This window comes from Herbaspirillum sp. RTI4 (assembly GCF_034313965.1).
GTDB lineage: Bacteria > Pseudomonadota > Gammaproteobacteria > Burkholderiales > Burkholderiaceae_D > Herbaspirillum.
On record NZ_JAVIWQ010000002.1, the window covers coordinates 1,503,112 to 1,516,977 of the forward strand.

At 52.8% G+C, this 13,866-nt stretch carries 10 protein-coding genes; 2 read left to right on the plus strand and 8 right to left on the minus strand.

Translation table 11 applies throughout. The features are described from left to right. Window positions 1-2 precede the first annotated feature (2 nt). From RGU70_RS07000 to pgi, 7 genes are all read right to left on the minus strand, one after another. Complete coding sequence (locus RGU70_RS07000) at window positions 3-950, minus strand: hypothetical protein (protein ID WP_322208674.1); 948 nt, start codon at window positions 948-950, stop codon at window positions 3-5. Window positions 951-1,175: 225 nt separating this feature from the next. Next, window positions 1,176-1,937, minus strand: a complete 762-nt coding sequence (locus RGU70_RS07005) for a YdcF family protein (RefSeq protein WP_322208675.1) — start codon at window positions 1,935-1,937, stop codon at window positions 1,176-1,178. A gap of 72 nt (window positions 1,938-2,009) precedes the next feature. Further along, complete coding sequence (locus RGU70_RS07010; protein ID WP_322208676.1) at window positions 2,010-2,663, minus strand: response regulator transcription factor; 654 nt, start codon at window positions 2,661-2,663, stop codon at window positions 2,010-2,012. A gap of 918 nt (window positions 2,664-3,581) precedes the next feature. Next, window positions 3,582-4,517 (minus strand): transaldolase, encoded by a 936-nt coding sequence (tal, locus tag RGU70_RS07015; RefSeq protein ID WP_322208677.1) that lies wholly within the window; start codon window positions 4,515-4,517, stop codon window positions 3,582-3,584. A gap of 71 nt (window positions 4,518-4,588) precedes the next feature. Continuing rightward, window positions 4,589-5,443, minus strand: a complete 855-nt coding sequence (locus tag RGU70_RS07020; RefSeq protein WP_322208678.1) for an SIS domain-containing protein — start codon at window positions 5,441-5,443, stop codon at window positions 4,589-4,591. Then, window positions 5,443-6,915, minus strand: a complete 1,473-nt coding sequence (gene zwf / locus RGU70_RS07025) for a glucose-6-phosphate dehydrogenase (RefSeq protein WP_322208679.1) — start codon at window positions 6,913-6,915, stop codon at window positions 5,443-5,445. Before zwf ends, RGU70_RS07020 begins: the two co-directional genes overlap by 1 nt. A gap of 9 nt (window positions 6,916-6,924) precedes the next feature. After that, entirely contained in the window at window positions 6,925-8,601 is a 1,677-nt protein-coding gene (gene pgi, locus RGU70_RS07030) for a glucose-6-phosphate isomerase (RefSeq protein ID WP_322208680.1), read from the minus strand. A gap of 406 nt (window positions 8,602-9,007) precedes the next feature. Here pgi and edd point away from each other — a divergent pair, with 406 nt between their 5' ends. Together edd and eda are read left to right on the plus strand one after the other, a co-directional pair. Then, on the plus strand, window positions 9,008-10,858 hold the full coding sequence (gene edd, locus RGU70_RS07035; RefSeq protein ID WP_322208681.1) for a phosphogluconate dehydratase: 1,851 nt from the start codon (window positions 9,008-9,010) through the stop codon (window positions 10,856-10,858). A gap of 93 nt (window positions 10,859-10,951) precedes the next feature. Then, on the plus strand, window positions 10,952-11,581 hold the full coding sequence (gene eda / locus RGU70_RS07040; protein ID WP_322208682.1) for a bifunctional 4-hydroxy-2-oxoglutarate aldolase/2-dehydro-3-deoxy-phosphogluconate aldolase: 630 nt from the start codon (window positions 10,952-10,954) through the stop codon (window positions 11,579-11,581). A 96-nt stretch (window positions 11,582-11,677) separates the two neighbouring features. Here eda and RGU70_RS07045 read toward each other — a convergent pair whose 3' ends face one another. Beyond that, a complete protein-coding gene (locus RGU70_RS07045; RefSeq protein WP_322208683.1) occupies window positions 11,678-13,486 on the minus strand; it encodes a hypothetical protein in 1,809 nt (602 codons plus the stop codon). Window positions 13,487-13,866: the final 380 nt, after the last annotated feature.

Genomic DNA, 13,866 nt, shown 5'->3' on the forward strand with positions numbered 1-13,866 from the left:
GTTTACGACTCGTCAGAAGGGGGCGGATAGCTAAATTTTCTGACATCGTTTTCGATGGTGATGTTGAACGATCTGGCGACGTCCTCATTAACGACAACATGAAAATATTTGGGGAATTGGGGTGCTGGCCATTTTCCTGTCTTATCGTACTCAGTCAATTGCTCATCCATTTGCGTAATGATTTCGGAAATGTCTGAATGTATGGAGGCCAGGGCCCCCGCTTTTACTAGCGCACTGGAGTAGCCAATCATTGGCTGATTATGTCTGTAAGTTGTTATCAGTATGTTTTTTATTGATTCCGGGCTGTAAATATTCTCATCGGGAATGGCTAATAAAAAAGGGATATATTTTATGTTATTAAGTGCATAGTTAATATTATTTCTTCCGGAAATATTTTCCAAAATAAGAGATAGAGAATTCTTTTCCGCAGCCTGAATCAGCGCCGGACGTAAATATTCTGTTTCATCGCTGATCAGAACGGCAGCGCTCAGTATTTTTTTATGGAGAATTGAAATCAGTTTGAATTGATTTTCTGGTGCTGGATCAGCGTAGATGGCGGTAATAGACGATATATTTTTTTCATTTTCATTATGGATAATTCTTCTAAAATTATCGCTAGTAATGTAAATGGAAAAGATAGGCGCGCTTACATTTTTTTCATACAAAAATTTTAGCGCGAAAGGGCCTATGGCCAGATAAATTGGTTTCAGTTTTTCCGTTGGTGGGAGGTTGGTACTATCGATTGTTTTTGCAGATGGAAAATAAAACTGTATTTTTTTTATTATATTTTTGGTGAAGTCATTATCGTCTGTTGCCACGATGTAGACGTCATGATTTTTCAAGTCTGAGGCAAGACAATTCACCATGCCTAAGGTGTAGCAGGTGGTTGCTACAACTACGATCAGATAAAAGATTAAATTAATTTTTATTGAACAAGAATGGGGAGGCATGGGACTCGAGGAACAATTTCACAGCCAGAAAAACTACAGCAAGTTGTTATAGATGCGATCTCCGGGACTGTTGGTAGAACTGAACCAGTGAATCAATTTTTTTACCTGAGTATGAGGTGATGAAGTGATGCAACTCCGCTTGGTTGCTATCAAGTAACTGGCGATCTGATGTTATTTTATTTATTAAAGGAAATTCGCCAATCTATGGCGAAAGTGAGTATTTTTTTAAATGTCACCTGGATTCGCGGAATTGTTATTCAGTCCAAGCTGGTGATAAAGCCAATACCGTCCAATCCCTGCGTATTCATGAAGTGCCAGATCGGTTACCAGGAAATTATAGGAAATGGGTACCCACGACATGATTGCCGATATATAGTCGGCGCGTACCGGAATAGGTGTTTTTCCGTAATGAGAAAAATACAGAAGACTGCGTCGCAAGTGAAGGCCGGAAGTCACCAGCCAGAGATTGTTCCAATCGTCGCGGGGAAGCATTCTGGCAATGTTTTTTGCGTTTTGCCAAGTGTTCATGCTTTCGGTGTCGAGTATCAGGTCACTTTGTTTGATACCCAGATTTTGCAGGTATTTCCCATATACAGCAGCTTCCGATATGCCGTGATGCTGTGGATCTCCCCCGGAAATAAAGATGCTGCAATCGCCCCCACTTTTTTTGCAGGACGTATAAAGTGCGGCAGTTTTGGCGATGCGTCCATATCCGAATGTACCTGCCTCAACTTTGCCCGTACTCAATAATTTTTCCGTGCCTCCACCCAGCAGAATAATGTTACTCACGCTGCCCCATCGGATGGGTGGCATTTCTTCAATGGGAGATTGGAGCTCTTCGAGCAGCCACTGTGGCACGATGCCACAGCCGATCCCCATGAATAAAATGAAGATGCTGGCGAAGAGAGTCCGACTGACAAATCGCCATTTCATGGTATGGAATATCGTGGCAAAAAATGTGAGCAGGAGAAAAAAAATAGTGGTCATGTTGTCGGATCGGCTTGTCGGTCGGGAGTGGCTTGTGCGCTCATTTTTTCTGGAAGCATTATTTTTATTGGCCTATGGCTCAACCAGTCCATATCTGACCGCGAGTTTAGTGATGTCGGCTGATCGGTAAATATCGAGTTTCTCTTTGATTGTTTGGCTGATATGGCTGATCGTTCTTGGCGATAAACTGAGTCTGTCTGCCATTTCGGCGTTGGTAAGTCCTTCTGCCATCAGCGTAAAAATATCGATTTCCCTCGCATCGAGCAGAGTTTGTGGCGCCTTGTCTCCTTTGATCGCGATTGTTGCCAGGCGCTCTGCAATCTCCGGGAGGAAGTAAGAGGCACCTTTGGCGGCTGCTTTTATTGCGTTCGCCAGATCGACTGCATCACAATCTTTAGTGATGAACGCTTTTGCTCCGATTTTGTAGCATTCTTTCACCAGTGAATTTTGATCGAACTGCGATAGAAAAATAATCCTGGCATCCGGGTATTGACTGAGCAATTCTCTTGCCACATCCAGGCCGGTCAGTTTCCCGCCAAACCGGATATCGAGAATAACAACCTGTGGATTACATTTTTCGTATTCGGGCAGGACGGATTCCGCTGTCTTAACTTGTGCAGCAATACTGATGTGATGTTTTTCCAGGGAGGCAGAAAATCCTTGCATGACAATGGGGTGATCGTCTGCCATCAATATACGAATTTTCTCTGTCTCGTCTGTCTGCATGTTCCTGCTCCCAAAGCATCTCGTTGTTACTTTCACCACTGCACTAAAAATTCGTTTTCTTGCCCGTAGTCAATAAGGACTATTAAGGAAATTGCAGGGAGCGTTCGTTTTTTCTTTCCAATACATCGGACGAACGTATCCAGCGTATTTCCTGTCAGCGATGCGGATGGAATTTTACATTCCATTAAGTAGTTAAAACAACGTATATATATGTGTAATTAAAAGTGTTATTCACAATGTCGTTCTTGTACCAAATAAATACATAATTTCTCAGACTGTGAAATTGCATTTTTATGATGCACGCCACATTTATTTATCTATTTATTTTTATAGTTTTAATTTAATTTAATTTATAAAAATAATTGCATTGGATCATTATTAATGAATAAGCATTGTCGCCAAATTGATGTGATTGGCTCATGTACTTAGTCAGTAAAGAGGGCAGGTTTTGATTGTGAATGTCAATCATTGATGGGGTGATGGAGAAATGCTGGGAATGCGGTCGTCCGATAATGTTTTCGGATGGATGCGTTATCTAGCGATCACGGTGATTGATGCGCACAAGCGTCGCGATAATGCCTCTCGGTGAAAGGGAATTATGGCTCGCGAATGGCATTATTTTTCAGATCGGGGGGACGTCTGTGAAACCAGATCGCAAAGAACGGCAGGTTTTGGCGAACATGGCTTTCCGGCAGGTCGCTGATGCGTTGAATCTTGAGTTGATATGCGATGGCGAACAGTCAACTGCCGGTCCATAAAATGAAGGCTGGTGCGAAAGGGCTTTGCATTGGATCTAAGAACGCGCTGACTTTTTTTATTTTGAGTCTGCGAGTTGTTCTGCATGCAGTGAGTCTGAAGCTGGATCAGGTGCGGTGTGCCGCACCCAATCCCTGGGGACTATCGACTATCGACTATCGCCTAGCGGGCAGCATCAATCAACTGTTCCAATTTAACTGAATCAGCACAAAACAGGCGTATGCCCTCCGCCAGTTTTTCAGTTGCCATTGCATCGGTGTTCAGCTGAAAGCGAAACTGTTTTTCGTCCAGCGTGATTTGTTGGATGTCGGCTGCTTGCGCATGCTCCTGGCTGAGTTTGCGTTCTACCGTTGCATCGCTTTGCGCGAGCTTTTGTAACAAATCAGGGCTGATGGTCAGCAGGTCACAGCCCGCCAGTTCAAGGATTTGCGAAGTATTGCGGAAACTCGCGCCCATCACTTCAGTGGAATGCCCGAACTTGCGGTAATAGTTGTAGATAGCTTTGACTGATTGCACGCCAGGATCGTCCGGGCCGGTATAGTCCAGGCCGCTGGATTTTTTATGCCAGTCGTAGATGCGACCGACAAATGGCGAGATCAGTTGCACCCTGGCTTGCGCGCAGGCAATCGCCTGGGGCAGCGAAAACAGCAGAGTCATGTTGCAGCGTATCCCTTCCTGTTGCAGCACCTCCGCTGCGCATATGCCTTCCCAAGTGGCGGCGATTTTGATCAAAATACGCTCGCGCGCAACGCCGGCCGCTTCATACAGTGCAATCAAGGTGCGACCCTTGGCGATCGTACCTGCGGTGTCGAATGACAGTCGGGCATCCGTTTCAGTAGAGACCCGTCCCGGCACCAGCTTGAGGATTTCCAGCCCGAACGCGACCAGGATGCGGTCGGTAATATCAGCAGTCGTCGACTGGCGATGATCGCGCACGGCTTGTTCCAGCAGGGGCTTGTATTCGTCTTTTTGCACCGCCTTCAGGATCAGCGAAGGATTGGTAGTCGCATCGCGCGGAGTAAATGCCTTCATCGTCTGGAAATCGCCGGTGTCGGCGACGATGGTGGTGTATTGCTTTAATTGATCCAGCTGGTTCATAGGAAAACCTCGACAGTGGTGGAAGGGGATAGCCAAAGCGACAGGGGAAAATGTCTGTCCGGGAAAAATTTTTAGCGAAAGAAAGAATCGAACTGCATATCGAATTTTTGCAGCGCTTTTTGTGCTTTTTGCATTTTCTTGCGGAATTCAGGTCCACGCTTGAGTGCCAGTCCGACCGCCAGAATATCGATCACAACCAGGTGCGCCAGACGAGCCGAAATCGGCGTATAGGGGTCAATATTAAAACTGAGATCGATAGGCACCAGCACCGTCGCCAATTCGGCCAGCGGTGTGCCGCTGGGACCCAGCACGATGATATCCGCGCCGCTCTTGCGCGCCAGTTGCACACTGCGCAACAGCGCCGCATTGCCGCCGCGCTGAGAAATGGCGACAACAGCATCTCCCGGTTGCAGCAACGTGGCCGCAATACTGTGGATATGCGGATCGGAATAGGCCACCGTCGGCACGCCGGAACGGAAAAATTTATGTTGCGCATCAATGGCGACGATGCCAGACGTGCCTTGTCCATAAAACTCGATCTTCTTAGCCAGGGTCAGCACTTCCAGCGCTTTCTGGATTGCTTCCGGTTTCAAATGATTGCGCAGTTCAAGCAGCGTATTGATGGAGCGGCCGCAAATCTTCCCGATCAATTCCTCCGCCAGATCATCCTGATCGGGCGACTGGTCGGCACCGGTCATGGCCAGCGCCAGACTTTGCGCCAGTTTCATCTTGAAATCCTGCCAGCCTTCGTAACCCAGTGCGCGGCAGAAACGAATGACAGTCGGTTCAGAGACCTGCGAGTTGCGGGCCAGCGTCGCAATATTTTCCGATAAGGTGAGTTGCGGATTGGCAAGGATGGTAACGGCCACTTTTTTCTCGGATTTCGAGAGCGAACCGAGATTGGCGCGGAGCGAATCGATCAACATTACAGCTCCGGCAGCGCTTCTTCGCGCCATTGCAAACCGTCGCGTCCGATCAGGGCGTTGGCGGCGGCAGGGCCCCAGGTGCCGGCGTTATAGGGGAAGGGATCGCTGTCTTGATGGTCCCAATGATCAAGCACCGGCTCTATCCACTCCCACGCGGCTTCCAGTTCATCGCTGCGCATGAAGAGCGTCAGTTGTCCGCGCAGCACATCGAGTAACAGTCGCTCGTAGGCATCCATGCGCGCCGCCTTGAATTTTTCGCGGAAGTCCAGTTCCAGTTCGACCGGTTTGAGACGCATGCCATCGCCCGGCATTTTGGCCATCAGATTCATGTGCAGGCCTTCGTCCGGTTGCAAGCGAATCACCACGCAGTTAGGCGCAGAGTGGCTGTTATTTTGCGCGAAAATCGAATGCGGCACCGATTTGAAACGCACCACGATTTCGGCTAGAGAGTCCGCCATGCGCTTACCTGTGCGCAGATAAAACGGCACACCGGCCCAGCGCCAGGTATCGATTTCCGCTTTCAGTGCGACGAAAGTTTCGGTGCGCGACTCTGGATTGGCGTCAGCTTCCTTGCGATAGCCGGGAACGGCAACGCCATCGACGTGGCCGCCGCGATACTGACCGCGCACTACATTGAGGCCTAATGTCGTGGGCGTGAAGCGTTTGAGCGAACGCAATACCTTGAGTTTTTCATCGCGCACCGCATCGCCGGAATTGGAGACGGGCGGTTCCATCGCCACGATGCATAGCAGTTGCAGCAAGTGGTTTTGCAGCATGTCGCGCAGCGCGCCGGAGTTGTCGTAATAACCGAAGCGGCCGCCTACACCGAGTTCTTCGGCAATGGTGATTTGCACATCTGAAATCCATTCGCGCCGCCACAGTGGTTCAAACAGGATATTGCCAAAGCGCAGTGCCAGCAGGTTTTGCACTGCTTCCTTGCCCAGGTAATGATCGATGCGAAAAATTTGCGATTCCGTAAACACCCTGCCAACTTGCGCATTGATTTCTTTGGCGCTGGCCAGATCGCGGCCCAGCGGTTTTTCCAGTACCACGCGGGAATGCGGCGTGGCCAGACCATTGGCTTGCAAATTTTTGCAGATGGTGGAAAACAGGCTGGGCGGTGTCGCCAGATAAAAAATATGGTTGATTTCACCGCTGCCGCGCAAGGCCGCCTTCAGAGCCTGATAGCTGTCGGCCTGACTCGCATCCAGCGTGACATAAGCAATGCGTGCGCAAAACCGTACCCAGGCAGCCGATTCCAGCGAGTTTGCCGTGATATGCGGACGCGCTTTTTCTTCGATCAGAGCGCGAAAGTCTTCCTGACTTTTCTTATCCCGACCCAGGCATAGAATGCGTGCTGTGTCGGGCAGATCGCCAGCGCGGTCGCGCGCGTACAGCGCCGGCAGTAGCTTGCGCATTGCCAGGTCGCCGGTGCCACCGAATAAAACCAGATCGAAATCGGTAATCGTCATTGCATCTCCTTATGGGATGGCGGGACCTGCCGCCAGAGCCTTGCGTGCGCGCGCGATCAGCGCATTGGTCGAGGCGTCGTGATCTGCCGGGCGAGCGCCGGTTAGTAGTTCCGATTCAATATTTTTAGCCAGTACTTTGCCAAACTCCACGCCCCACTGATCGAAGCTATTGACGTTCCAGATCACGCCTTGTACGAAGGTCTTGTGCTCGTAGAGCGCGATCAGCGCGCCCAGCGTGGCTGGCGTCATCGCTTCCATCGCAATGGTATTGCTGGGGCGATTGCCGGTAAAAGTCTTGTGCGGCAGAAGGGCTTTCAGTTCGGCGTCGCTGATTCCTTGTGCTTGCAGTTCGGTACGCGCTTCGTCGGGCTGTTTGCCGCGCATGAACGCTTCTGACTGGGCGAAACAATTGGCCAGCAGGATGGCCTGATGTCCCGGTAGCGCATGTGTTGGTCGCAGCACGGCGATGAAATCGATGGGCGTGATATCCGAACCCTGATGCAGTAACTGAAAAAAAGCATGTTGACCATTGGTGCCGACTTCGCCCCAGATGAAGGGGCAAGTTACCACCGACACGACCTCACCGTCTTTGGTGATGCGCTTGCCGTTGCTTTCCATTTCCAGCTGTTGCAGGTAAGCAGTGAAGTGGCGCAGGTCCTGATGATAGGGGGCGATTGACAAGGATTCACTGTTGAAGAAATTACGGTTCCAGATGCCGATCAGGGCTTGAATAACCGGCATGTTACGTTCCAGCGGAGTGTCGCGGAAATGCGTATCCATGGCATGTGCGCCGGCCAGGAAATCACTGAAGTGGTCGAAACCGACGGCCAGCGCGATGGGCAGCCCGATGGCCGACCAGACCGAATAACGGCCGCCGACCCAGTCCCAGAAGGGAAACATATTGTCGGTATCGATGCCGAAGGCGCTCACCGCTTCCTTATTCGTCGAGACCGCGACGAAGTGTCGCGCCAGATCGGGCACGGTGCCTTGTTGCAGGAACCAGTTGCGCGCCGATTGCGCGTTCATCATCGTTTCGCGCGTGGTGAATGTTTTGGAGGCAACGATGAACAAGGTGGTGGCCGGATTGAGTCCGTGCAGCGCTTCTTGCAGATCGTGGCCATCGACATTCGAGACAAAATGCATGTGCAGACGCGGATGCAAAAAGCTGCGCAGCGCCGTGCAGACCATTTGCGGCCCGAGATGGGAGCCGCCTATACCCAGGTTGACGATATCGGTAATCGGCAGGCCGGTATAGCCTAGCCAGCGACCATCGCGCACACGGTCGACGAAATCTTTCATCTGGTCCAGCACCGCATGCACGTCATGGCCGACATCCTGTCCATCTAGCAACAGTGCCGGAGCGCCAGGTGACTTAGGAGGGGCGCGCAAGGCAGTGTGTAATACCGCACGATGTTCTGTGGAGTTGATTTTTTCACCGCGAAACATGGCGTCGCGCTGGGCTTCGACGCCGCGTTCACGGGCCAGATTCAGTAGCAGCGCCACACTGTCGCTGGTAATGCGGTTCTTTGAATAGTCGAAAAGCAGACCGGCAGCTTCGAGCGAAAAAGCATCGAAGCGCTGTGGATTGGCCGCGAACAGATCGCGCATGTGCCAGTTTTTTGCAGCGGCGTGATGATGTTGCAAGGCGCGATAAGCGGCAGTGTCGTTGAGAGCAGTCAAAGGCATGGGCGATCGGTAAGTTGAACGTAAGCAGAAAAGGCGGGGAGGCAGCCTTGGCGCGGCAAATGGACCAGCAGATTCAAAATAAAACTATACAGTATTTATAAACATTTAACGTAGTTTAACTACAAATTGCTAATGAGGCAGTCTGCAATTTGTCCGGACTTCTCCCCTCTGTATTTTCGCCTTAGCCATTGAAAAACAAAGAAAACGTGTTCTTTTGCGATTGAAAACAAGCCGTTTCGATAGCGGTTAATTGTTCCTTTTTTTTATTGCTCTTTCAGAATAGGTAGTAAAATTACATTTTGGAGGGCGAAAGCTTGTTCGGTCACGCTCTCAAATCCAACTGGCAAGCGCTATGTGCCCTGGTTAGCGGCACCGACACGCATTCCCTATCACTCAGGATTTCACTATGTCTATTCACCCCACCGTGGACGCTGTCACGCGTCGCATCATTTCCCGCAGCCAAGCTTATCGCCACGCCTATCTGACCCGACTGGAGCGCGCACGTCATGCCGGGGTACAGCGCACAGCCCTGTCCTGCACGAATCTGGCGCACGGTTTCGCGGCATTTCCTGCCAATGACAAATTAAAACTCAAACAGGACCGCGCCCCCTCGATAGCGATCGTTTCCGCCTATAACGACATGCTGTCGGCGCATCAGCCGTTTCAGGGATTTCCCGACATCATTCGCAAAGCGGTGCGCGACGCAGGCGGCGTGGCTCAGTTTGCCGGCGGCGTGCCGGCCATGTGCGACGGGGTCACGCAAGGTCAGCCGGGCATGGAGTTGTCGCTTTTCTCCCGCGATACCATCGCCATGGCGACCGCGGTCGCCTTGTCGCATAACATGTTCGACGCCGGGCTTTATCTGGGTGTGTGCGACAAAATCGTGCCGGGTCTGTTGATCGGGGCGCTGCATTTTGGCCATCTGCCCGCCGTGTTTGTGCCGGCCGGACCGATGACCAGCGGCATGAGTAATGGCGAAAAAGTCAGAATTCGCCAGTTGTACGCCGAAGGCAAGCTGAGTCGCGCCGATCTGTTGGAAGCTGAATCGCAGTCCTACCACGGTGCAGGCACCTGCACGTTTTACGGCACAGCCAACAGCAATCAGATGCTGATGGAAGCGATGGGACTCCATCTTCCCGGCGCGGCCTTCATTACTCCCGGCACACCGCTGCGTGATGCACTGACCGCAGCCGCCGCGCGGCAAGCGCTGAAAATAGCCAGTGGCGAGGACTACACCCCGGTCGGTCGTCTGGTCGATGAAAAAACCATCGTCAACGCCATCGTTGCACTGCTGTCCACCGGCGGCTCCACCAATCACACGCTGCATCTTGTGGCAATTGCCAAAGCGGCCGGGATCGTCATCGACTGGGATGATTTTTCCGCGCTGTCTTCTGCCGTGCCACTGATTGCCCGCATTTATCCCAATGGCGGCGCTGACGTCAATCATTTCCACGCCGCCGGCGGCACCGGGCTGGTGCTGCGCGAATTGCTCGACGCCGGATTTATGCACGACGATGTGGCGACCATCCTCGGTCGCGGTTTGCGCGCCCATTGCGCCGAGCCTTTTCTGGAAAACGGCGCAGCGGCATGGCGTCCTGCGCCTGCGGTCAGCGGCGATGCCGCAGTGTTGTCGACCGTGGCGGCTCCTTTTTCCATTGATGGCGGATTGAAACTGCTGCAAGGTAATCTGGGCCGGGCAGTGATCAAGACTTCGGCGGTCAAGCCGGAACATCGCAAGGTACAGGCACCGGCGCTGGTATTCCATTCGCAGGAAGCGTTCATGCAGGCGTTCAAGGCAGGAGAGCTGGAACGCGACTTTATTGCGGTCCTGATGCATCAGGGTCCCCGCGCTAACGGTATGCCGGAGTTGCATGCGCTGACACCGGCGTTGGGCGTCCTGCAGGATCAGGGGCATCATGTGGCCTTGGTCACCGATGGACGCATGTCGGGCGCATCGGGCAAAGTCCCGGCAGCGATCCATGTGACGCCGGAAGTGCTGGCAGGTGGCCCGCTAGGATTGCTGCGTGACGGCGACATGATGCTGCTCGATGCCGAGGCCGGTATTCTGGAAGCGCAAGTGCCTGCCGAAGAATGGGCGTTGCGTCAGCCTTTGCCAGTCGTTCTCCCGGTACAGACCGGTATGGGACGCGAATTGTTTGCGATGTTCCGTGCCACGACTGGACCGGCAGAGGAGGGCGCCGCCACGTTCAGCTTGCCGCCGTTGCTGCAAGAGCATGAAGTGCAGCACGCGCCATGAGCGACAATAGTGCTGATAGCGACAATAGCGGCACCTCTAAAAACGACAACTGAACACCTATCTCATCGAAGCAAACCAAAAGCGAATCGCCCAATGAAAACTATTTTAGAAATCATGCGTACCTCCGCAGTCATCCCTGTCATTGCCATTGAGGACATCGACCATGCCGTGCCATTGGCCAGGGCGCTGGTCGCCGGCGGCATTCGGGTACTGGAAGTCACTTTGCGCACGCGCCACGGGCTGGCCGCGATTCGCGCGATGGCAGAGCAGGTGCCGGAAGCGATTGTGGGTGTCGGTACGCTGACGGCACCGGAAGAATTCAAGGCGGCGCGTGATGCCGGTGCCGTATTCGGCGTCTCGCCCGGATTGACTGCGGCGCTGATCGAGGCCGCCAGAAGCAGCGGTTTGCCCTTGCTGCCCGGCGTCATGACACCGTCCGAAGTGATGGTGGCGCGCGAGGCGGGCTTTCGTCAACTGAAACTGTTTCCGGCTGTGCCGGCCGGCGGCGTCGGCATGCTCAATGCGCTGGCAGGGCCTTTGGCCGACGTGATGTTTTGTCCGACTGGCGGGATTTCACTGGCGACCGCACCGCAGTTCCTTGCCTGCAAAAACGTGGCTTGCGTGGGCGGTTCCTGGCTGACGCCGGCGGACGCGCTGCAAAGCGGCGACTGGGCGCGGATTACTGCGCTGGCTACTGCTGCCAGCGCATTGCGCAATAGTTGAGCAGAGGATGAAATGAGAGGGTGAAACCAGATGGCGAAACCAGAGGATGAAGTGAGACAGTAAAACGCGACGAAGCCGTCGCGTTATCTGTTCTTTTTATAGCAGGGTGACTGTCATCCCGGTCTCGACCAGCAACTGCGCCGACAGGCTGCCGAAGTCGTAAACCTGATAATTCACGCCATCGATATGCAGGAGATCATCCTGCGATTGCCAATGTTCCATACCGATTTCATTACCCTTGTCATCCAGCAAGCCTTGCAAACACACCGTGTCATCGCCATCGCCGTGCACAGCGATTTGTAGCTTGCCATCGTTGCTGAACGCGTTGCGGGAGCCGATGCTTAGCACGTCGTTGGCCGACAGCGTGAGCTGGTTCGCTCCCTGTCCCTGCATCTCGACTATTTCGATTGAATGCAGGACATTGCCGTAAGTCGATTCATCAGTCCGTGTGCTCAGATCGAGCTGCATACCGGCAGCATTGAATTTCAGCGTGTCTATTCCCTCTCCTCCGTAAATGCCGGCGCTCGACTCGGTAAAGTAATAAGGATCCGACAAGGTGAAGACATCGTCGCCGGCGGTGCCCGCTATCGTGTGGAATTGCGCTATGCCGATATCCAGATCCGGTGCTGCGACGGGCAAATGCGGTGAGTTGTCGGTGAAGGTCAGGTTATCTAGCGCCACGCCGGAGGTGAATACGCGCAGCTCCATTGCGGTAAAACCTTTCATCTCGGCGGGCAGGGTGTATTCATAATGTGACACAGCGTAGGCGGCTCCGTGATCGTTCAGGGTGTGGCTTTCCTTCATGATGTGTTGACCTGCATCGAGGTAGGAATAATTGACCTCGATTGTTGTGGCAATCGTGTCCTTTCCATGGGGCCGCAGGTTGATGAGATCGAAATTAAACTGATTTTCCGTCCCGGATAGCTGCATGCTCATGAGGACTCCGCCATCGTCCATCTGGGCACTGGGTTCGGAGGTCGCAGTGGCAATGTTGTTTTCAACACGGCTAGCTGGTACCGCCATGGTCTGGTCGCTGAAATAGAGTTTGCTATCTCCATCATCCCAGAGCATTACTTTGGGTAAGTAGCTTGCGGGATTGGTGTTAGCGGTGGTCAAGGTAATCCACTCCGGGATTTTCTCATCGTCGAAAGTGACTACACGTTGCGGCAGGCGCACATCCTTGTACTGCGGTGCCGAGACATTCCCTTCGGTATCAATGTGTTGCGCACTCAGCGATATGCTGCTGGCGTTCGCATAGCTGCTGGTGGCCAGAGGAACGATCATCGTAGTTTCGCCGGCATTGTCGGCCATGACGATGCGCTCGAAGGTCTTGGTTTCACCCTCCTTGAGTACGGTGACGCGCACGATATCGCCCTCAAGCGCGACCTCTTTGGACCCCAGCGTGACGAGGGCTTCAGCGCTACCGTCTGCCGGGTTGACGCACAAGCTCACGCTGGAAGGTGCCGCCAAGGCTTTCTTCAGCCTCACTTCTTGCATCGCGATGAAGGCGCCAATGTCGCCTGCGCTATTGACTGTGCGCGCCAGGATGAGCCAGTCGCTGGTATGTTCCAACTGATCGAGCGCGACCCATTTTCCATCCTTGCTAGTGGCATCAATCCAACTGATGCCGCCATCGCAGCTGCATTGCAATTGCTCGCCCGGAGGTAGCGGCTCGACAAAACTGCCGTACACCAGCCGTCCTGATGCGCCGTCTGCGGTGAAAAAATCGGCCGGCGAGCCGGTGTTTCTCGACATGCTGTCTATTGTTTGCGAGGCGTTCGACAAACTGACTGAGGAAAGAGATGAGAGGGGAAGAGCGTCGCGAGAGGCGGACGACATTGTCGCCAGTTCTGAGTAAAAAAAATGAGGGGTAGTTTTTTCAATGCGGGAAGCAGGAGTTGTCATGGGAAGCTTTCTGAAAGGAAAACACAGATTGAGGAACCGCCCGGGTGCCGCAAAAAACGCCATGAGAAAACGGCACCAGGGCAAGGGCGTGTTGACGTTTGATTTGGGAAATGGGTTCGACCCGGAAAGCACGCCCTGGTACGATAATCTGGGAGATTGATTCCGCTGGCAACGAAATTAAAGCTTCGCTTGTTAAAACGGAAGTCCTTCTATCGCGATGTCGTCAATAGTGTGGAGTCCACATTTTCTGTGCTGATGTGCAGACTTTAAAATTGACATGGGGAAGCCGCAATTGAGGCTTGCGCTGTCGTGCAGGGATATTAAAAATCACATCGATTTGACCGGTGCCATCCTGTTTTTGTCCTGTTTTTATGCTGTCC